The organism is Tenacibaculum sp., assembly GCF_050290165.1.
Classification (GTDB): domain Bacteria; phylum Bacteroidota; class Bacteroidia; order Flavobacteriales; family Flavobacteriaceae; genus Polaribacter.
In genome coordinates, this window is sequence record NZ_JBNKHD010000002.1 from 180359 (window position 1) to 199737 (window position 19379).

The 19379-nt window shown below is 31.6% G+C and carries 20 protein-coding genes; 15 read left to right on the forward strand and 5 right to left on the reverse strand.

Features of this window, described 5'->3' with window-relative positions; translation table 11 throughout:
- Positions 1-161 precede the first annotated feature (161 nt).
- Together prmC and ACQY6M_RS02830 are read right to left on the reverse strand one after the other, a co-directional pair.
- Complete coding sequence (gene prmC, locus ACQY6M_RS02825; RefSeq protein WP_428740299.1) at positions 162-1031, reverse strand: peptide chain release factor N(5)-glutamine methyltransferase; 870 nt, start codon at positions 1029-1031, stop codon at positions 162-164.
- Positions 1032-1057: 26 nt separating this feature from the next.
- Positions 1058-1549 (reverse strand): GNAT family N-acetyltransferase, encoded by a 492-nt coding sequence (locus ACQY6M_RS02830; protein ID WP_428740300.1) that lies wholly within the window; start codon positions 1547-1549, stop codon positions 1058-1060.
- 52 nt (positions 1550-1601) lie between these two features.
- Here ACQY6M_RS02830 and ACQY6M_RS02835 point away from each other — a divergent pair, with 52 nt between their 5' ends.
- From ACQY6M_RS02835 to ACQY6M_RS02905, 15 genes are all read left to right on the forward strand, one after another.
- Positions 1602-2066: an LEA type 2 family protein gene (locus ACQY6M_RS02835; RefSeq protein WP_428740301.1), complete on the forward strand. Its 465-nt coding sequence runs from the start codon at positions 1602-1604 to the stop codon at positions 2064-2066.
- A 4-nt stretch (positions 2067-2070) separates the two neighbouring features.
- Complete coding sequence (gene ribD / locus ACQY6M_RS02840; protein WP_428740302.1) at positions 2071-3132, forward strand: bifunctional diaminohydroxyphosphoribosylaminopyrimidine deaminase/5-amino-6-(5-phosphoribosylamino)uracil reductase RibD; 1062 nt, start codon at positions 2071-2073, stop codon at positions 3130-3132.
- The gene (locus ACQY6M_RS02845) at positions 3125-3736 is read left to right on the forward strand and encodes an HAD-IA family hydrolase (RefSeq protein WP_428740303.1); all 612 of its coding nucleotides are present in this window, start codon (positions 3125-3127) and stop codon (positions 3734-3736) included. The genes ribD and ACQY6M_RS02845 overlap by 8 nt, the downstream gene beginning before the upstream one ends.
- Positions 3733-4596 carry an EamA family transporter gene (locus ACQY6M_RS02850; protein ID WP_428740304.1) on the forward strand — a complete coding sequence of 288 codons (864 nt, stop codon included), beginning with the start codon at positions 3733-3735 and terminating at the stop codon, positions 4594-4596. The genes ACQY6M_RS02845 and ACQY6M_RS02850 overlap by 4 nt, the downstream gene beginning before the upstream one ends.
- An 8-nt stretch (positions 4597-4604) precedes the next feature.
- Complete coding sequence (locus ACQY6M_RS02855) at positions 4605-5210, forward strand: IMPACT family protein (protein ID WP_428740612.1); 606 nt, start codon at positions 4605-4607, stop codon at positions 5208-5210.
- Between the two features lie 126 nt (positions 5211-5336).
- Positions 5337-7031: a TrkH family potassium uptake protein gene (locus tag ACQY6M_RS02860; RefSeq protein ID WP_428740613.1), complete on the forward strand. Its 1695-nt coding sequence runs from the start codon at positions 5337-5339 to the stop codon at positions 7029-7031.
- Positions 7032-7041: 10 nt separating this feature from the next.
- On the forward strand, positions 7042-7728 hold the full coding sequence (locus tag ACQY6M_RS02865) for a potassium channel family protein (RefSeq protein WP_428740305.1): 687 nt from the start codon (positions 7042-7044) through the stop codon (positions 7726-7728).
- Positions 7729-7808: 80 nt separating this feature from the next.
- On the forward strand, positions 7809-8327 hold the full coding sequence (locus ACQY6M_RS02870) for a hypothetical protein (RefSeq protein ID WP_428740306.1): 519 nt from the start codon (positions 7809-7811) through the stop codon (positions 8325-8327).
- Between the two features lie 6 nt (positions 8328-8333).
- Entirely contained in the window at positions 8334-8681 is a 348-nt protein-coding gene (locus ACQY6M_RS02875; protein ID WP_428740307.1) for a hypothetical protein, read from the forward strand.
- Positions 8682-8891: 210 nt separating this feature from the next.
- The gene (gene rpsA / locus ACQY6M_RS02880; RefSeq protein ID WP_428740308.1) at positions 8892-10661 is read left to right on the forward strand and encodes a 30S ribosomal protein S1; all 1770 of its coding nucleotides are present in this window, start codon (positions 8892-8894) and stop codon (positions 10659-10661) included.
- Positions 10662-10813: 152 nt separating this feature from the next.
- A complete protein-coding gene (glmM, locus tag ACQY6M_RS02885) occupies positions 10814-12208 on the forward strand; it encodes a phosphoglucosamine mutase (RefSeq protein WP_428740309.1) in 1395 nt (464 codons plus the stop codon).
- 37 nt (positions 12209-12245) lie between these two features.
- A complete protein-coding gene (locus tag ACQY6M_RS02890) occupies positions 12246-13058 on the forward strand; it encodes a hypothetical protein (RefSeq protein ID WP_428740310.1) in 813 nt (270 codons plus the stop codon).
- Between the two features lie 94 nt (positions 13059-13152).
- The gene (locus ACQY6M_RS02895; protein WP_428740311.1) at positions 13153-14619 is read left to right on the forward strand and encodes an aminotransferase class V-fold PLP-dependent enzyme; all 1467 of its coding nucleotides are present in this window, start codon (positions 13153-13155) and stop codon (positions 14617-14619) included.
- A 1-nt stretch (position 14620) separates the two neighbouring features.
- Positions 14621-15676, forward strand: a complete 1056-nt coding sequence (locus ACQY6M_RS02900) for a M14 family zinc carboxypeptidase (protein ID WP_428740312.1) — start codon at positions 14621-14623, stop codon at positions 15674-15676.
- An 80-nt stretch (positions 15677-15756) separates the two neighbouring features.
- Complete coding sequence (locus ACQY6M_RS02905) at positions 15757-16236, forward strand: Lrp/AsnC family transcriptional regulator (protein WP_428740313.1); 480 nt, start codon at positions 15757-15759, stop codon at positions 16234-16236.
- Positions 16237-16338: 102 nt separating this feature from the next.
- On the opposite strand, the gene ACQY6M_RS02910 is transcribed toward ACQY6M_RS02905, so the two are convergent.
- From ACQY6M_RS02910 to ACQY6M_RS02920, 3 genes are all read right to left on the reverse strand, one after another.
- Positions 16339-17196, reverse strand: coding sequence for a metalloprotease (locus ACQY6M_RS02910; protein WP_428740314.1), 858 nt, complete (start codon positions 17194-17196; stop codon positions 16339-16341).
- A 168-nt stretch (positions 17197-17364) separates the two neighbouring features.
- Entirely contained in the window at positions 17365-18060 is a 696-nt protein-coding gene (locus ACQY6M_RS02915) for a pseudouridine synthase (protein WP_428740315.1), read from the reverse strand.
- A 4-nt stretch (positions 18061-18064) separates the two neighbouring features.
- Positions 18065-19267, reverse strand: coding sequence for a multidrug effflux MFS transporter (locus tag ACQY6M_RS02920; protein ID WP_428740316.1), 1203 nt, complete (start codon positions 19265-19267; stop codon positions 18065-18067).
- Positions 19268-19379: the final 112 nt, after the last annotated feature.

A 19379-nucleotide genomic window follows, 5' to 3' on the forward strand; every position in this document is an offset into this window, starting at 1 on the left:
TAATATAATTTTTTAAGATTTAGAAAAAAAATATTTTTTCTCTTTTCTACTTAAAAAAACACCAATATTAACGTTAAAAAAACATTAATTAAACTAAAATTTAACTATTTAATTGAAATATAAAAAATATCACAAAACCTTAGGTTTTTATGTTTTTTAAGCTAATTTATGTAACTAGCTTTAATCATCCGGTCATTACCAAATAAGTCTTTTCGAAGTTCTATTTTTGAAAAACCTTTACTTTTTAGCATATCAACAGTTTCTTTTCCTAAATATTGGTTGATTTCAAAAAAGAGCAATCCTTTCGGTGTTAATTGTTTTATAGCTAAATCTGCTATTTTTTTGTAAAAAAGTAGAGGGTTCTCATCTTCAACAAATAAAGCTAAATGTGGTTCGTTTTCTAAAACATTATTTTTAATCTCAACTTTTTCTAGCTCACGTACGTAGGGTGGGTTAGATACAATAATATCAAACTGCTCAGGTAAATTCTCTGTTTGTAAAATATCTTGGTGTATAAAAGTAATCGCTACTTCGTTTAATTTGGCATTTTGTTGAGCAACTTTTAATGCTTCTTCAGAAATATCAATAGCATTGACATTAGCTTTGGGTAAGTGCTTTTTTAAACTAATAGGAATGCAACCTGTACCTGTTCCTATATCCAAAATAGATATTGGTTTTTCATCACTTTCTAAAACACCTTCTTTTACTTCATCAAGTATCCATTCAACCAACTCTTCCGTTTCTGGTCTTGGTATTAACGTATTTGAGTTTACATAAAAGGGGAGTCCGTAAAACTCTGTTTTCCCTAGTATATATTGAACAGGCTCCTCTTTTTGTAATCTAACTAAAACTTCATCCAATAATTTAATCTTATCGGAAGGAATTTCAAAAGTTGGCTGTAAAGCCAAATCTATTCTTTGTAACCCTAAATACTCTTCAATTATTAAAAAGAAAAAAGTATCAATTTCTGTTTTTGGATATATACTCTCTAGTTGCTCTGTATAATAAACTCTATACTCCTTTAATTGCATTCCTCTAAACTTGTTGTTTTTTTAGATTATAAATCTTTAATCATCCACACATTACACGAATAATGCCCTGTATTTCCTTTTGGTTTATCTAGATTTACAAATCCATTTTTCTTGTACAATGCTCTTGCTGCTTTCATATAAGGCATTGTTTCTAAATAACACTGTTCAAAGCCTTGTTCTTTAGCTTTGGTTAAACAATAATTAATCAATTTACTTCCCAAACCTTTTCCTCTAACTACAGGTAAAAAGTACATTTTTTGTAATTCACATACGTTTCCCTCAAAATTATCCAAAGCGGAAAAACCAGCCCCACCAACAACGGTACCTTCGTGCTCTACAACAAAATAACCTGCTCTTTCTTTTTGATAGGTTTCATACATTTCATCTGTGGCCTTGTCCTCATAAGCAGTCCCTACTTTTGGAACTCCAAATTCGATTAAGACGTCACGAATAACTTTAGCAATCTCCACATTATCTTGTGGTTGAATTTCTCTAATAATAAAATCGGTTGGTATCATAGGAATATAGTACTTTTGCTAAAGCAAAGTACCTAAAAAAACGAGAGTTTTTATGAAGAAAATCATTTATTTTTTACCTTTTTTAATTTTTACTGTTAGCTGTTCTATAAAACAAAAACCCATCTTCTTAAAAGTTGATGACATAAAGCTTTTATCAGCTACTACCGATACCATTAGAGTAGGGGCAAATGCTTATTTTAAAAACCCAAATGATATTGGAGGTAAAATTGCGACTGATGAGATTAAAGTTTTGGTAAATCAAGTGCAAGTAGCTCAGGTATCATCAGAAGAATTTAAAGTTCCTGCTCGTAAAGAGTTTTCTATTCCTTTAAAAGTAGTTATCCCTGCTAAAAGAGTTTTTGAAAATAATAAAAATGGAGTTTTGGGTGGAATTCTTTCTTCCTTGTTAAATCAGAATTTAAAAGTACAATTTAAGGGCGATTTAAAATATAAAGTTTTAGGATTTTCACATGTATATCCAATTGATCAAGTTGAAGATGTAAAAATAAAATTTTAATAATTTGAAGCACGAAAAGTACATACAACGCTGCTTACAATTAGCTAAAAACGGAATTGGAACTACACGTCCTAATCCATCAGTAGGTGCTGTAATTATTTATGACAATAAAATTATTGGAGAAGGATTTACCTCTCCTTATGGCAGCTCTCATGCTGAAGTAAATGCTATCAATTCTGTTCAAAATCAAGAATTATTAAAAGAAGCAACTATTTATGTAACCCTAGAACCTTGTTCTCACCACGGAAAAACACCTCCTTGTGCTGATTTAATTATCGAAAAAGGAATTCCGAATGTAGTAATTGGTTGTATAGATACCAATAGTTTGGTCGCAGGAAAAGGTATTGAACGTCTAAAAAAAGCGGGTAGAAATGTAGTTGTAGGTATTTGTGAAGAAGCTTGTAAAGAACATCATAAACGGTTTTTCACTGTTCAGAACAAAAAACGTTCATATATTATTTTAAAATGGGCTGAGACCAAAGACGGTTTTATAGCTCCTTTAACTAAAGATGAGCAAAAACCTGTATGGATTTCTAATACTTATTCTCAACAGTTAGTTCATAAATGGCGAAGCGAAGAACATGCTATTTTAGTAGGAACCAATACTGTGATTGCTGATAATCCATCGCTAACGGTTCGCAGCTGGTCAGGAAATAATCCTATTCGAATTATTATAGATAAAGACTTAAAAATCTCTGCAACAGCAACTGTTTTAGACGGGAACGTTAAGACTGTAGTTCTTTATGAAAGAAAAGAGAAAAGAGATGTCATTTCGAACGATAGTGAGAAATCTGAAAAACTCATTTACGAAGAAATTGATTTTTCTTCTCATGTAGCGGAACAAATCTGTGAGGTTTTACACAAACATCACATTCAATCCGTAATTATTGAAGGAGGAGCACAAACCTTGCAAACATTTATTAATGCCAATTTATGGGACGAGGCCAGAGTTTTTATTGGGGATGTAAATTTTGGAGAAGGAGTGAAGTGTCCCGATTTTAATGCTAAGCTTTCTTCCGAAGAAAAAATAGATAACGATATTTTAAGAATATATAGAAATGATTAAAAACATCATTTTTGATTTTGGTGATGTATTCATCAATTTAGATAAAGAAGCTACATATAAAGAACTTGTCAAACTTGGGGTTACTGAGATTAGTGAAGAAATGATACAACAATACTATCAGTATGAAATGGGACTAATTTCTACAGAGGATTTTATAGAGTTCTTTTACAACAAGTTTAACATCCCTAAAGAAGATTTAATTTTCTCGTGGAATGCTATTTTATTAGATTTCCCTAAACATCGTTTAGACTTTATAAAAGATCTTGCTGCCAGTAACCAATACCGATTATTTTTACTAAGCAACACCAATGATATGCATATTTCTTGGATTCAGAACGATTGGGGTATAGAATTATATGAGGAATTTAAAAATTGCTTTGAGCGGTTTTATTTATCGCACGAAATTAATTTTAGAAAACCTAACTCCGATATTTTTGAATTTGTATTGAAAGAGAACAATCTACAAGCTTCAGAAACTATTTTTATTGACGATACAGTAGAAAACACCAATGCTGCTCAACAATTAGGTATTCAAGTATGGAACAACTGTCCAAAAACAGAGGATGTAGTTGATTTATTAAAACGAAAAGAGTTTGCAGAATGATATATTTAGCATTAAGCGTCTTAATATCTAGTTTACTTTTTGTTGTTTTTAAGCTATTTGATGTTTTTAAAGTCAGTACAATACATGCCATTGTTGTAAACTATGCAATTGCCTTATCTTTTGGAATAATCAATTCTGAAGCAAAAATATCGGTAACAGATATCCCACAACAATCGTGGTTTTTTGGAGCTACTTGTTTAGGTTTTTTATTCATTACCGTATTTAATGTCATGGGAATTACTGCTCAAAGAAATGGATTATCGGTTGCCTCTGTAGCAGGAAAAATGTCTGTAGTAATCCCTGTTGTGATAGGAATATTTTTATACAATGAAAGCATTGGATTTGTAAAGGTTATCGGAATTATGCTTGCATTAATTGCTGTGTATTTATCCTCTGCGAAAAGCGATACTTCTCCAGTAAAATTTAAAAATTTATTATTCCCGTTATTACTGTTTTTAGGCTCAGGAAGTATTGATACACTTTTAAAATATGTAGAAACAACCTATGTTTCAGCTGAATCTGTTCCGTTTTTTCTAGCCACAATTTTTGGATGTGCTTTCATCTTTGGAAGTTTTTTCGTGATTATTCAACTTTTAGATCAAAAATTTAAGTTTCATTGGAAGAGTATTGTTGGCGGGATTGCCTTAGGTATTCCTAACTATTATTCAATGGAATTTTTGCTAAAAGCATTACAAACAAAAGGACTAGAAAGTTCAACTGTTTTTACGATAAATAATGTTTCTGTAGTTATTTTAACAACCGTTTGTGCGTTGCTATTTTTCAAAGAAAAGCTTATCAAAAAAAATTGGATTGGTATTGGACTTGCTATAATTAGTATTTTATTAGTAGTTTCGGCGTAATGAATGAGATGAAAGACACCTATAAAACGATTACAAAACCTTCTGAAGAAACTTTATTTAAAGACCGAAATAGCAAATTTTTCGGATATGCGTTTCCTGTATTTTCTGAAGAAGACATTAAAGAACGACTAGAAGAATTACGTAAACTACACCACACTGCACGCCACCATTGCTATGCATGGCAACTAGGAACTGAAAATATTCGTTTTAGAGCCAATGATGATGGAGAACCTAGTAATTCTGCAGGACAACCTATTTACGGGCAAATACAAGCTTTTGATGTTACCAATATCTTAATTGTTTCCGTACGCTATTTTGGAGGTACAAAACTAGGAGTAGGAGGGTTAATTAATGCTTATCGTGCTTCTGCTCAACTTGCCTTAGAAGCCTCAGAAATTGTAGAAAAGACTATTGATATTCATTACAAACTAACCTTTGGTTACGATATGATGAATAAAGTACAACGCATTATTAAAGAAAGAAACCTTGAAATCATTAATCAAAAATTAGAATTAGACTGCGAATACATTATTTCTGTTCGTAAAAGTGAATCTGATAATATTTATACTATTTTTGATTCATTGTTTAAAGTTGAAATAAAAGAAATAGAATAAGTATGTTTAAGCAATTCTATTTGCTTACATAAAATTTTTAATACCCCGAATGTGGCTTTATTTAAAGAAAAAACCATAGACATTAAATCGTTATACCGAACTGCTTTTGTTTCCTCACTAATTGGAATGCTCTTATTTATTGCTGATTTCGGTTTTGATAAATCTATAGAAATACAAAAAACATTTAATGTTTATTACTTTATTGTAATAGGACTTGGAATAATCTCAACTCTAGTACGCTATACAGAACGATCCAAACAAATTAAAAGACAAGTTTTAATTTTTGATGTCGCCACTATTTTAATTACACTCACCATTCTATACACTCATTTTTTAGGTGAAGATGCACATAGACACATCTCTTTTCTATATAACGATACTTGGGTTAAATTTGCGATAACTCTTACTTTTATAAGAGAATTTTCTGAACAAAATATCAACTATAAAAGAACTCTTTTTAATCCTGCACAACTATTTATCATAAGTTTTTTTTGCATCGTTATCATAGGTACCCTATTACTAATGTTACCTAAAGCTACTCATAGTGGTATCTCATTTTTAGATGCTTTATTTACCTCTACTAGTGCAGTTTGTGTTACAGGACTTATAGTCGTGGATACTGGAAGCTATTTTACCACTTTTGGTCAATCAATTATTCTGTTTTTAATTCAAGCAGGAGGAATAGGAATCTTATCTGTAGCTAGTTATTTTAGTTACTTTTTTAAAGGAGGAACCAGTTACGAAAGTCAGTTAACATTGAGTGACATGACCGGATCAAACAAGTTGAGTGAGGTTTTCTCTACACTAAAACGTATTTTAATTATCACCTTTTCAATAGAATTTTTTACTGCGATATTTATTTATTTCAGTCTAGATAAAAATATGTTTCGCTCATTTTTTGAGCAAGCATTTTTCTCTATTTTCCACTCCGTTTCTGCGTTTTGTAATGCCGGTTTCTCAACCTTACCAAATAGCTTATACGAAACAGGGGTTAAACACAATTATGTTTTACAAACCATCATTATAGCTGCATTTGTATTAGGAGGACTAGGCTTTCCTATAGTAGTGAATATCATAAAATACCTTAGGTATTTTTTTGCAAAAAAACTCTTTTACATTGTAGGTAAACAACAAACTCATAAGCCTTGGGTATTAAATTTAAATAGTCGTATTACCTTAGTTACAACAACAACTTTAACTTGTTTAGGTACCTTAATGTATTATTGTAGTGAATACAATAATACGCTTGCAGAACACGAAGGTTTTGGTAAATTTATTACAGCATTATTTGGTGCTACAACTCCAAGAACAGCTGGATTTAATAATATCGATATGACATCTCTTCATTTCTCTACCATCATGATGATTTTTTTACTGATGTGGATTGGAGCTTCACCAGCATCAACAGGAGGGGGGATTAAAACAAATACTTTTGCCATAGCAACACTTAACTTTATTAGTTTAGCAAAAGGGAAATCTAAAATAGAAATCTTTAGAAGAGAAATAGCAGAAGTATCCGTAAGAAGAGCTTTTGCTGTGATTTCACTTTCTTTAGTAGTTATAGGCTCAGGAATTATTATCGTATCAATTTTCGATAGTGATAAAAAACTACTAGACATTGCTTTTGAATGTTTCTCAGCCTACAGTACTGTTGGGTTAAGTTTAGGTATTACTGCTCAACTAAGTGCATTTAGTAAATTAGTAATCATTGCTATAATGTTTATAGGAAGGGTGAGTATGCTAACATTACTCATAGCTGTTTTCAAAAAAGTCAAACATAAAAATTATAGATATCCTGTTGAGGAAATCACGATAAACTAAAAACATAAAAATGAAATATATTGTTGTTGGTTTGGGAAGTTTTGGAGCTTCTTTAGCTGAAAAATTAACAGAACAAGGAAACGAAGTTATAGGTATTGACACAAATATGAACAAAGTCGATAACTATAAAGAGCGTATTTCTCATACTATATGCATGGATGCTACAGATGAGTTTACTGTATCTGGATTACCTTTAAGAGATACCGACATGGTGGTGATTGCTATCGGTGAAAACAAAGGAGCTAACGTGATGTCTACAGCGTTATTTAAAAATTTCCAAGTAAAAAGATTGGTAAGTAGAGCTATTGATAGTTTGCATGAAAAAGTACTTCGAGCTATTGGAGTTGACGAAATTGTACACCCAGAAGCAGAGTCTGCTGAACGTTGGGCAAAAAAACTATGCTTAAAAGGAGTAGTTGATTCCTTTGAATTAAGTGACGATTATAGTATTATAGAAGTAACGGTACCTAAAAGGTATCATGGGAAAAATATTATTGAATCTCATATTCGAGAAGAATATAATTTATTGGTACTAACCACCATTGCTTGTAGTGTTGAAAAAAGCTTTATAGGCAAAACCATCAATGTAACAAAAGTAAAAGGAGTTGCCAACCCTAAAGACACACTTAACGAAAATGATATTTTAGTTGTATACGGAGCTAATAATGATATCAAACGTTTTTTGAAGGATGACTAAATAAAGTTAAATTAGTTTTCTAATTTTTTAAATTTAAACTTATAGTTAAAAAAGATTACACAAAAAATAACAAAAAAATAATGTTTGAAAGATTAAGAAAAGTATTCACCTTTAACGGCCTTTTTATTTTGATTGGAGTACTTGGTGGATTAGCTAGTATTTTAACACTATTCAATTCAAATTACGATTTTAAAATAAATGTGAAATGGTTTTTATTTCTTATTTACGTTTTTATTACAACAGTAATTATTTTGCTTAAAGTACTATATGATTTGCAACAAGAGTTTGAAAAAGGGCAATTTAAACCTCACTTTCGAATTATTAAATACCAAAAATCAACAGAAGAATTTTTAATAGAAAAATCAGAGTTGCTCGAGCATAATGCTTTAGTAAGTATCTTTTATTCACATGATGATTTTGAAACTGAAATCGGTAAAGCTTATGTAAGTAATGTTAATGATAGGTACTTCCAATTGAAAATCATTACTATTTCTGATAACTTATCTAATGAAATAGTAACCGCGATTAATAAAATAAAAAATAATGATGCTAAAGAGATTAAAAATGTCACAATTAAATCTTTTGTAACTAAAAATTAACTGACAATGAGCAAGAAATTAGAAAATATTAAGATTGTCAAAATAGTTGACCAATACCAAATTGTAATTAACAAAGGCAGTAATGATGGAATTACAGACTATATGAATTTTTTAGTTTATGAAGAAGGGGAAGAAATAATTGACCCAGAAACAAAGGAAAGTTTAGGAGTGCTTGAAATTGCAAAAGGCAAACTAAGAGTAAAGCATGTTCAGAAAAGCTTAACAACTTTAGAGTCTGATGATTTTGAAATTGAAACACTTCGAAAAGTATTTTCATTTGCTGAGTTTATTGATAAAAGAAAACAAAAACCTTTAAAAGGAATTCAACTTTCAGATAAGATAAAAATAATTTAAAAAAATTATATTAGTTTTTATATAAAAATTCTTAACCCATTAAAAACCAAACATTTTAGGTTACTTCAAGAATTCTTCGTACATTTGCACGCCTTTTCACGAGTACAGATTTAAAAAAGGTTGAAAATTATATTTATAAAGTTTAATTTCTCTTGGCGTTAATATCGTTAAAAATCTGATTAACAAAAAGATACAAAACTCATTTCAGACATGTCTGAAGAAACAAAAAACACAGCGGAAGCTGTAAATCCAGCAGAATTTTTAGCAAACTTTGATTGGCATAAATACGCAGAAGGTATTGAAGCTGTTGACGAAGCTAAATTAAAAGAATTTGAAACTGCCTTAGAAGGTACTGTAGGGTTCGTAAATGAGCGCGATGTAATCGAAGGTGAAGTAGTACGTATTACAGATCGTGATGCTATTATCGACATCAACTCTAAGTCAGAAGGTGTAATTTCATTAAATGAATTCCGTTACAACCCAAATTTAGCTGTTGGAGATAGAGTAGAAGTATTAGTTGACAAAAGAGAAGATTCTTCTGGTCAATTAGTATTATCTCACAAAAAAGCACGTGTAATCAAAGCTTGGGATCGTGTTAACAACGCACACGAAACTGGTGAAATCGTTAACGGTTTTGTTAAGTGTAGAACTCGTGGAGGTATGATCGTTGATGTATTTGGTATTGAAGCATTCTTACCAGGTTCTCAAATCGATGTGAAGCCTATCCGTGACTACGATCAATATGTAGAGAAAACTATGGAATTCAAAGTTGTGAAAATCAACCACGAATTTAAAAACGTAGTAGTATCTCACAAAGCGTTAATCGAAGCTGATTTAGAAGATCAAAAACGTGAAATCATCGGTCAATTAGAAAAAGGACAAGTATTAGAAGGAGTTGTTAAAAACGTAACTTCTTATGGTGTATTTGTTGACTTAGGAGGTGTTGACGGATTAATTCACATTACTGATTTATCTTGGTCTCGTATCAACCACCCGAACGAAGTTGTTGAATTAGATCAAAAATTAAACGTTGTAATCTTAGACTTTGATGATAACAAGTCAAGAATTCAATTAGGATTAAAACAATTATCTGCTCACCCATGGGAAGCTTTAGATTCTAACTTAAAAGTTGGTGATAAAGTAAAAGGTAAAGTAGTTGTTTTAGCTGATTACGGTGCATTTGTAGAGGTTGAAGAAGGAGTAGAAGGATTAATCCACGTATCTGAAATGTCTTGGTCAACTCACTTACGTTCTGCACAAGATTTCGTAAAAGTTGGTGACGAAGTAGAAGCTCAAATCTTAACATTAGACCGCGACGAGCGTAAAATGTCTTTAGGTATGAAGCAATTACACCCAGATCCATGGACTGATATTACTGCTAAGTATCCAGTAGGTTCAGTACACACTGGTACTGTACGTAACTACACTAACTTTGGTGTATTCGTAGAGTTAGAAGAAGGTATCGACGGATTAGTATATATCTCTGATTTATCTTGGACTAAGAAAATTAAGCACCCATCAGATTTCGTAACTGTAGGTGATAAATTAGAAGTACAAGTATTAGAATTAGACGTAGAAAACCGTAAGTTAAACTTAGGTCACAAGCAAACTCAAGATAATCCTTGGGATGCTCATGAAGATGTTTACACTATCGGATCTATGCACGAAGGTACTATTAAAGAGAAAAACGATAAAGGTGCAACTGTAGTATTTGCTGACGGTGTTGAGGCTTTCGCTCCAACTCGTTTCTTAGAAAAAGAAGACGGTAGCAAATTAGCTAAAGGTGATACTGCTCAATTCCAAGTAACTGAGTTTAGTAAAGAGTACCGTAGAATTGTTGCTTCTCACACTTCTATCTTTAGAGAAGAAGAACAAAAGAACATTAAAGCTGCTGCTGCTAAAGCTCAAGAAGTAGAAAAAACTACTTTAGGAGATATCGGTGGATTAGCTGAATTAAAGAAGAAAATGGAAGGAAAATAATCCTGACAACTTCTTAAAAATCATAAACCGTTAAGCTGTAAAGTTTAACGGTTTTTTTAGCTCTTTATGTAAGAAATCTTCCCGTTAAAGCCTACTAGTTTTAATGCTGTTTTCTCAAATAACTTTATATTTGTTGTCTAATAAAAATTAACATGACACTTATTAAATCTATATCAGGTATTAGAGGTACCATAGGCGGAAATACAGGTGATAATTTAACTCCAATTGATGCTGTAAAATTTGCAGCAGCATATGGAACTTTTATTAAAAAGAAAAATTCCGAAAAAGAAAAAATCAACATCGTTATTGGTAGAGATGCTCGTATTTCGGGTAAAATGATAAGTAGCTTAGTTGCCGATACCTTAGTAGGTTTAGGAATTAATGTGATTGATTTAGGTTTATCAACCACGCCAACGGTTGAAGTAGCAGTTCCTTTAGAAAAAGCAGATGGAGGTATTATCTTAACAGCTTCTCATAATCCTAAACAATGGAATGCTTTAAAATTATTAAATGAAAAAGGAGAATTTTTAAATGGTGAAGACGGAGCTGAAATTTTAAAAATTGCTGAAAATGATGCCACTATTGAGTTTGCTGAAGTGGACGATTTAGGGTTGTACAAAAAAAAGAAAAACTACATTAAAAAACATATCAAAGAAGTTTTAAAGCTTGAATTAGTTGATAAAAAAGCCATCAAAAAAGCGAAATTTAAAGTAGTCGTGGATGGTGTAAATTCTACAGGAGGAATTGCTATTCCTACCTTATTAAAAGAATTAGGAGTAAAGTGCATCGAATTATATTGCGAACCTAACGGTCACTTCCCACATAACCCTGAACCTTTAAAAGAACATTTAACGGATATTTCTGAATTGGTAGTGAAGAAAAAAGCTGATTTAGGTATTGTAGTTGATCCAGATGTAGATCGTTTAGCTTTAATTTCTGAAGACGGTTCTATGTTTGGTGAAGAATACACCTTAGTAGCTTGTGCCGATTATGTTTTAGGTCAATTAGGAGGTGGTAATACCGTTTCTAACCTATCTTCTTCAAGAGCTTTACGTGATGTTACCGAAAAACATGGTGGAACTTATACAGCAAGTGCAGTAGGAGAGGTGAACGTAGTACAAATGATGAAAGATACCAACACTGTTATTGGTGGAGAAGGAAATGGTGGAATCATTTATCCAGAGTCTCATTACGGACGTGATTCATTAGTAGGTGTCGCTTTATTCTTATCACATTTAGCTCATAAAAAAATGTCTTGTAAAGCACTACGAGATTCATATCCTAGTTATTTTATGAGTAAAAATAAAATCCAGTTAACACCACAAATTGATGTTGATAAGATTTTAGAAACCATGGCTAACAACTATAAAAATGAAGATGTAAATACGATTGATGGTGTAAAAATTGATTTTGCTGAAGAGTGGGTACACTTACGTAAATCAAACACAGAGCCAATTATTCGAATTTACACAGAAAGTACAAGCCAAGAAAATGCAGATGCTTTGGCTGAAAGATTTATAACTGAAATACAACAAATAATACAATAACCTCTTGAAATTAAAAATAGTAAGTCTATTAATACTGATGGCTTCAGTATCAATAGTTGCACAAGACAAAAAAGAAGACATCGTTCCAAAGAAAAAAGTAACCAACAAAGGAAAGTTCTTCGTTGTTTGGGGATGGAACTGGGCTAGTTATACAAATTCAGACATCCATTTTAAAGGAGAAAATTACGATTTTACTTTATACAATGTAAAAGCTCAAGATAGACAAACAAAATTCTCTTTTAACGATTATTTTAATCCAGGAAGAGTTACCATACCTCAAAACAATTATAGAATAGGGTATTTCTTTAAAGAAAATTATACGGTTTCTATTGGTGTTGACCATATGAAATATGTAATGATTGCTGACCAAGATGTGAAAATCAACGGTAATATCAATATTGGTAATGCTAAATATGATGGAGCATACAGCAATGAAACGATTAATTTAGCAGCTGATTTCTTACGTTTTGAACATACTGACGGGTTAAACTATGTAAATGTAGAAGTAAAACGTTTTGACGATGTAAGCCACTGGTTCGGGTTAAACTTAGAAAATTTACAAATCAACTTAACTGAAGGTCTTGGTTTGGGTATTTTATATCCTAGAACGAATACTACTTTGTTGGGTATGGAAAGACATGATGAGTTTCATTTATCAGGATATGGAACTTCAGTTGCTGCTGGTGTAAATATTGCTTTCTTAAAGCACTTTTATATTCAAGCAGATTTAAAAGGAGGATACATATATATGTCTGATGTAAAAACTACATACAACCCAGCTGACAAAGCTTCACAAAGCTTTTATTTCTTAGAGAATACTATTCTGTTAGGAGGTAAATTTAGGTTGTAATACACAAATGTTATAAATACGTTAATATTATAATTATTTTAGGCTAGCTAATGACATACTGCTAATTTTAGCACCACAAACAACTACTTAAACTATGGATTTAGAACAGTATTTTGAAAAGTTCCGTGAAAATATTGTAGGAATCAATCAAACTTTCCAAACACCTTATGGTGAGAAGAAAATGATTTATACTGATTGGACGGCTAGTGGAAGATTATATCGACCAATAGAAGAGCAACTTTTAAATAAGTTTGGACCTTTTGTTGCCAATACACATACAGAGACTTCTACTTCTGGAGCCGCTATGACTTTAGCATATCATGAAGCTCGTAACATCATCAAACGACATGTGAATGCTTCATCAGATGATGTGTTAATTACTGAAGGTTCTGGTATGACTGGGGTAGTGAATAAATTCCAACGTATTTTAGGACTAAAAGTTTCGGAAAACTTAAAAGAGAATACACAAGTTCCTGATGAAAAAAGACCAATTGTGTTTGTGAGTCATATGGAACACCATTCTAACCAAACATCTTGGATAGAAACCATAGCAGATGTAGTTGTTGTACCATGTAACGAAGAAGGTTTAGTTTGTTTAGATAAGTTTGAAGAAACAATTAAACAATATTTAGATAGACCTATCAAAATTGCGTCAATCGTTGGAGGATCTAACGTTACTGGAATAAAAACAGACTATCATAAAGTAGCTTCTTTAATTCACAAATACGGTGGATTGTGTTTTGTAGATTTTGCGTGTTCAGCACCCTATGTTGATATCAACATGCACCCTGAAAATGAAGATGAATATTTAGATGCTATCTTCTTTTCTCCACACAAATTTTTAGGAGGACCAGGAAGTTCAGGTGTACTAATTTTTAATAAGAAGTTATACAAAAACATGGTTCCTGATAACCCAGGAGGAGGAACTGTAAGTTATACCAATCCTTGGGGACAGCATGATTATTTTGATGATGTAGAAACCCGTGAAGATGGAGGTACACCTGCCTTTTTACAAACTATAAAAATAGCTTTGTGTATTCAGGTAAAAGACCAAATGGGTACTGATAAAATCAAGGAGCGTGAAGACGAAATAAACCCTATCTTTTTTAATTGTTTAGAAAGTTTAGACGGAGTTCAAATTTTAGCTCCAAATCATAAAGATCGTTTGAGTATTTTTTCTTTTTACTTTGAAAAATACCATTTTAACTTAGTGGTAAAATTATTAAACGATCGTTTTGGTATTCAAACCAGAGGAGGTTGTTCTTGTGCTGGAACTTATGGACACTTTTTATTAAATGTAGATCAAATTAGGTCTAATGAAATAAAAGGACAAATCTTAGGAGGTTGCAATACTGAAAAACCGGGTTGGGTACGTTTATCTGTACATCCAACAATTACAAATGAAGAAGTACAATTCATTTGCGATTCGTTAAAAACATTAGCTGATAATATTGAAGAATGGTCCAAAGACTATCAATACGACATGGCTAAAAACGATTATGTTCACAAAACGGTAGAACCTATTGAAAAACAACTCGTAGCAGATTGGTTTTTATTATAATATGGAACACATAAACACTTCCTTTTTAGAAGATAACTATTCAAAAATTAAAGAAAACTCTATATCTGGTAGGTGGATAACCTTAACAGATATAGAGCCTTTATATATAAAGTTACAAAAAGCTGGATTTCAAACAGCGATAATTGGAGAATCGGAAGAGGGGAGAGCCATCTATCAATTAAAACTAGGAGAGGGGCAAAAAAGAATTCTTATCTGGAGTCAAATGCACGGAAACGAAAGTACAGGAACCAAAGCTGTTTTTGACTTTTTAAATTTTATCCAAGTCTTTTATAATCACGAAATAACTCAAACTATTTTAAACAATTGTACCATTACAATTGTTCCTATGTTAAATCCTGATGGGGCACAGGCATATACTCGTGTAAATGCAAATAATGTGGATTTAAATAGAGACGCTGTAGAACAACAAGCCAAAGAGAGTAAATTATTGCGTGAGGTTCTAGACGAGTTTAACCCTGAATTTTGTTTCAATTTACACGATCAAAGAACCATTTTTGGTGTTGAAGGTACTAGCAATCCAGCAACAATATCTTTTTTAGCTCCATCTGAAGAAGAAACTCGAAAAATTACTGAAGGAAGAAAAGAAACAATGAATGTAATTATTGCTATGAATACATTACTTCAAAAAATTATACCAAACCATGTTGGGCGTTATACCGACGAATTTTATCCAACAGCAACTGGTGATAATTTTCAAAAATTAGGGCACAATACCATATTAATTGAAGCCGGTCATTTTGCCGATGATTACGACAGAGAAGACGTTAGAAAGTTTAATTTTTATGCGTTACTGCAAGGAATTTATCATATTTCAACAAGCGTAGAGTTTAAGGAATACCAAGAATATTTTTCTATTCCTAACAATATCAAGAACTTCTACGACGTCATTTATCGCTCAAAAAATAACGAAAAAGATATCGCTTATCAGTATGCAGAAAGTGTAGAAAGTGGTAAATTTGCGCTGGCTTTAAACAAAGAAAAAGAAGGGAATTTATCTTTATTTTTAGCTCATAAAGAATTCAAAAAAATCAAATAAAAATTCTTTTTTCCTTAAATAAAACTTATTTTTTTTATAAAAAAATCATATTTTAGCAATATTACTTGAAGAAAACAAAAATGAAGAAGTTCATACTCGATGAAATCGATCATCAAATTTTAGACATTTTAATTGAAAACGCACGGACACCTTTTACTGACATTGCAAAAAAATTATTAGTGTCGGCAGGTACAATTCATGTACGTGTGAAAAAAATGGAAGACGAAGGGATAATTCAAGGATCTACCTTAACCTTGAATTATGAAAAAATGGGATATTCTTTTATTGCTCATGTGGGAGTTTTTTTAGAAAAAACCTCTATGACTCAACATGTTTTAGACAATTTAAGATTAATTCCTAATGTTACTGTGGCTTATGTTACAGCAGGAAAATATAATATTTTCTGTAAGTTGAGAGCGCGTGATACTAACGATGCTAAAAATATCATTTACAAAATCGATGATATACATGGAGTAAATAGAACTGAAACTATGATTGCTCTAGAAGAAAGTATCAACGATAAAAAGCGTTTAATGCACGCAATCTTTAAAGATATTTAATACTTTACAGCATAAAAAAGTAAAGGGTTACAAATTTTGTAACCCTTTTTTATTGCTTAATAATTAACTTAACTTTTATTTTTTAGTTTTAGTTATTGATTTTTATAATTTTTCAAATTCTTCTTTCGAAATTTCTCCAGAATTAATTTTTCTCAACTCTTCCATTTTTGATAAGATGAAATTGTGTAAATCTTCATCAATATCAGCTGGTTTTTCTAAGTGTTGACGTAAAGCACCAGGCAATACGTAGTTATCATAGTAATAGAAGAAATTGTAATCAAAGCTACTTACACTTAAATTATAATCTCCTAATAAATAACCTAAACGGAAAGCTGAACGACGTTGAGCAGGAGTACCGTGGTGTCCTGAACTAGTCGTATTATAATCTCCAATAGAAGCTGCAAAGTTATAAGCTGCTGAAGCTTGAGTCCAAGTTGCATTGTACCCATTAGGTTTTTTGATATAATATCCAGAAAAACCATCAGCTTCTAATTCAGTTGCTCTCGCTGTACTTTCACTTCTTGAAGGTAAATTGTTTTGATACTGTAATTGGTGACCTACCTCATGAGCTTGTACCATAGCACAAGAAATTCTACCACCTTGGCTTAATGCCATGTTGTATAATTCTTCTCCATAAATAATGTAACCGCTACCATAAGAAATAGCATTAGCAGTACCAGAACCTTTTGCAAAATATAATGGAATAGTATTGATGTTAAAAACATCAGCTATTTTTACATTTTGATTTTTAATAAAATTAGTCTCTGATTGATTTACAATCGTTGAACTAATGTAAGCATTTGAGCCCCAATAGCTATCAATATAGCTACACACTTCGTGAGAATGAGATTCAAATAATTTAGCATTAGGATTATCAATAGTATTGGTTTCGTTGTCGCTACAGCTAACCATTAACATTGATGCCGTAATTGCTAAGATGAAGGGTTTTAAATTTTTCATTTTCTTAAATTAAGTTATTATGAAAAGTTAATTAATTAAGCAATCCATTAACAAATCGTTAAAAAAACGAAATTATTTTGCATTGTTTAAATATTAACAAAATTTCTATGTTTGTTAATATTCAACAAAAAATAAGAATAGAGTAGTAGAGCCTACTAAATCAATAAGTTATAACACCCAATTAAATCTATTAAAGACAGTATTCCAATCCTCTGGAAAATTAGCTATTAATACTAATTCTTCATTTGAATAAGGATGTACAAACTCTAAAGAATGCGCATGTAAAAACAAATTTTCGCAATTAAAATTTTCAATGAACATTGTATTGTGATTTTTATCTCCATACTTAGGGTCACCAATCAAAGGATGACTAATTTTGTTCATATGAATGCGTAACTGGTGTAATCTTCCTGTTTTAGGTTCTAATTTCACCAAGCTGTATCTTGAAGTGTTATATGGTTTTACAGGAATATCAACCGTAACTGTCTTTACTGTTGTTAAATGTGTTTCTGCATCTTTATGCACATTTGCATCTCTTCCTTTTACTGGTGAATCGATAATTTTTGTCTCTGGTGCATGACCTCTAACAATACCGTAATATGTTTTTTGTATTTGATTGTTGGTAAACAATTCTTGAAACTTTGCTACAAAGCCACTTTCTTTCGCCAATAAAATAATTCCAGATGTTTTTCTATCCAAACGGTGTACTGGATATACCTTTTGGTCAATTTGTTGCTGTAAGATTTGTAATAATGAATCCTCTTCAGCTACATTCCTAGAATGATGCGCATGGTGCACAACTACATTGTTAGGTTTTGATACACAAAGGATAAAATCATCTTCATAAAGAATATCAACATTCATTATTTTAACTATTTACTGGTTTTAATTTTGTAAAATTTAATAATACTAAAGACAAAACTCCACAAACGAAGAAGCCCATAAAAAGTGGGAGAGTAGTGGTTACCACATATTTCCCTATAAAAGTTGCAATAGGTACTGCCATAATAGTAGACACAAAACCATTAATTGCAGCTCCAATTCCTGCGATATGTCCAACAGGCTGCATTGCTAAGGCACGAAGATTCCCGAACAAAAAGCCAAGAGCAAAAAATTGTAAGGCAAAAAACAACAATAGTATTTCCACACTTGGGTTTGCTTTTTGGTAAAAGAATGCTATATAGGCGATAGGAACAAGGGTGAAAATAATTAAGAAAAACGACACCAATTTATGCATACCAAACCTCATAACAAACGATCCATTTAAAAAAGTAGCAAATCCTACCGAAATAGCTAAACCCGCGAAAATGTAAGGAAACTCTTCTACCAATAAATATTGTTCTTGAAAAATTTGCTGTGAAGCACTTAAATATACCATGAAAGATCCCGTAATAAACCCCGATATTAAAGTGAAAATAATCGCTTGTTTAAACTTAACAAACTCTTTTAATCCATCAGAAAATAAGCGGAAAGAAAACGTTATTTTATTCTCTTCTTTTAGTGTTTCTGGTTGGCGTTTCCACAACCAAAACATTACAAAAACTCCAAAAATCAATTGACTATAAAATACGGACCTCCATCCATAAGTATCTAGCATAAGTTTTCCCAAAGCAGGAGCCACCACTGGGACAAGAATAAAAATGACTACGATAAATGACATAATTTTAGCCATATAATTACCACTAAAACTATCTCTTACCATTGCTATACTTATGGTTCTAGGAGCAGAAAGACCAATTCCTTGTAAAATTCTTCCAAAAACCATCATCTCTATACTTGATGCACTTACACAAATAAAGCTAGCAATTACAAAAAGCACAAAACCACCATAAATAACTGGTTTACGTCCCAAACTATCAGAAATTGGTCCTGAAATTAATTGACCAGAACCCAATCCTAAAAAAATCATTGTAACTAATAATTGATTACTGCTAGACTCTTTTTGAATATTTAGGCTAATTCCTATATGTTCTAATGCGGGTAATAATGCATCTATAGATAAAGCGACTAACGACATTAAGGATGCCATTAAGGCTATAAATTCTAATTTCGACTGGTTGTTTTCTTGCATTAGGCAAAAGTACTGCCTTTATTTTGCATGAAGTATTTATTTATCGTTAAAAAAGGCTATTTAAAAAAATAGCCTTTTTACTTGAAAACAAACAATATCCTTTGACTTTTAA

Coding starts and splice junctions, on each gene's coding strand:
- ACQY6M_RS02910 (WP_428740314.1), bottom strand. CDS start 17,196: ATGAAAAATTTAAAACCCTTCATCTTAGCAATTACGGCATCAATGTTA.
- ACQY6M_RS02875 (WP_428740307.1), top strand. CDS start 8,334: ATGAGCAAGAAATTAGAAAATATTAAGATTGTCAAAATAGTTGACCAA.
- ACQY6M_RS02830 (WP_428740300.1), bottom strand. CDS start 1,549: ATGATACCAACCGATTTTATTATTAGAGAAATTCAACCACAAGATAAT.
- ACQY6M_RS02845 (WP_428740303.1), top strand. CDS start 3,125: ATGATTAAAAACATCATTTTTGATTTTGGTGATGTATTCATCAATTTA.
- prmC (WP_428740299.1), bottom strand. CDS start 1,031: ATGCAATTAAAGGAGTATAGAGTTTATTATACAGAGCAACTAGAGAGT.
- glmM (WP_428740309.1), top strand. CDS start 10,814: ATGACACTTATTAAATCTATATCAGGTATTAGAGGTACCATAGGCGGA.
- ACQY6M_RS02860 (WP_428740613.1), top strand. CDS start 5,337: ATGCTCTTATTTATTGCTGATTTCGGTTTTGATAAATCTATAGAAATA.
- ACQY6M_RS02890 (WP_428740310.1), top strand. CDS start 12,246: ATGGCTTCAGTATCAATAGTTGCACAAGACAAAAAAGAAGACATCGTT.
- ACQY6M_RS02905 (WP_428740313.1), top strand. CDS start 15,757: ATGAAGAAGTTCATACTCGATGAAATCGATCATCAAATTTTAGACATT.
- ACQY6M_RS02920 (WP_428740316.1), bottom strand. CDS start 19,267: ATGCAAGAAAACAACCAGTCGAAATTAGAATTTATAGCCTTAATGGCA.
- ACQY6M_RS02855 (WP_428740612.1), top strand. CDS start 4,605: ATGAAAGACACCTATAAAACGATTACAAAACCTTCTGAAGAAACTTTA.
- ACQY6M_RS02900 (WP_428740312.1), top strand. CDS start 14,621: ATGGAACACATAAACACTTCCTTTTTAGAAGATAACTATTCAAAAATT.
- ACQY6M_RS02895 (WP_428740311.1), top strand. CDS start 13,153: ATGGATTTAGAACAGTATTTTGAAAAGTTCCGTGAAAATATTGTAGGA.
- ACQY6M_RS02915 (WP_428740315.1), bottom strand. CDS start 18,060: ATGAATGTTGATATTCTTTATGAAGATGATTTTATCCTTTGTGTATCA.
- rpsA (WP_428740308.1), top strand. CDS start 8,892: ATGTCTGAAGAAACAAAAAACACAGCGGAAGCTGTAAATCCAGCAGAA.
- ACQY6M_RS02870 (WP_428740306.1), top strand. CDS start 7,809: ATGTTTGAAAGATTAAGAAAAGTATTCACCTTTAACGGCCTTTTTATT.
- ACQY6M_RS02850 (WP_428740304.1), top strand. CDS start 3,733: ATGATATATTTAGCATTAAGCGTCTTAATATCTAGTTTACTTTTTGTT.
- ACQY6M_RS02865 (WP_428740305.1), top strand. CDS start 7,042: ATGAAATATATTGTTGTTGGTTTGGGAAGTTTTGGAGCTTCTTTAGCT.
- ACQY6M_RS02835 (WP_428740301.1), top strand. CDS start 1,602: ATGAAGAAAATCATTTATTTTTTACCTTTTTTAATTTTTACTGTTAGC.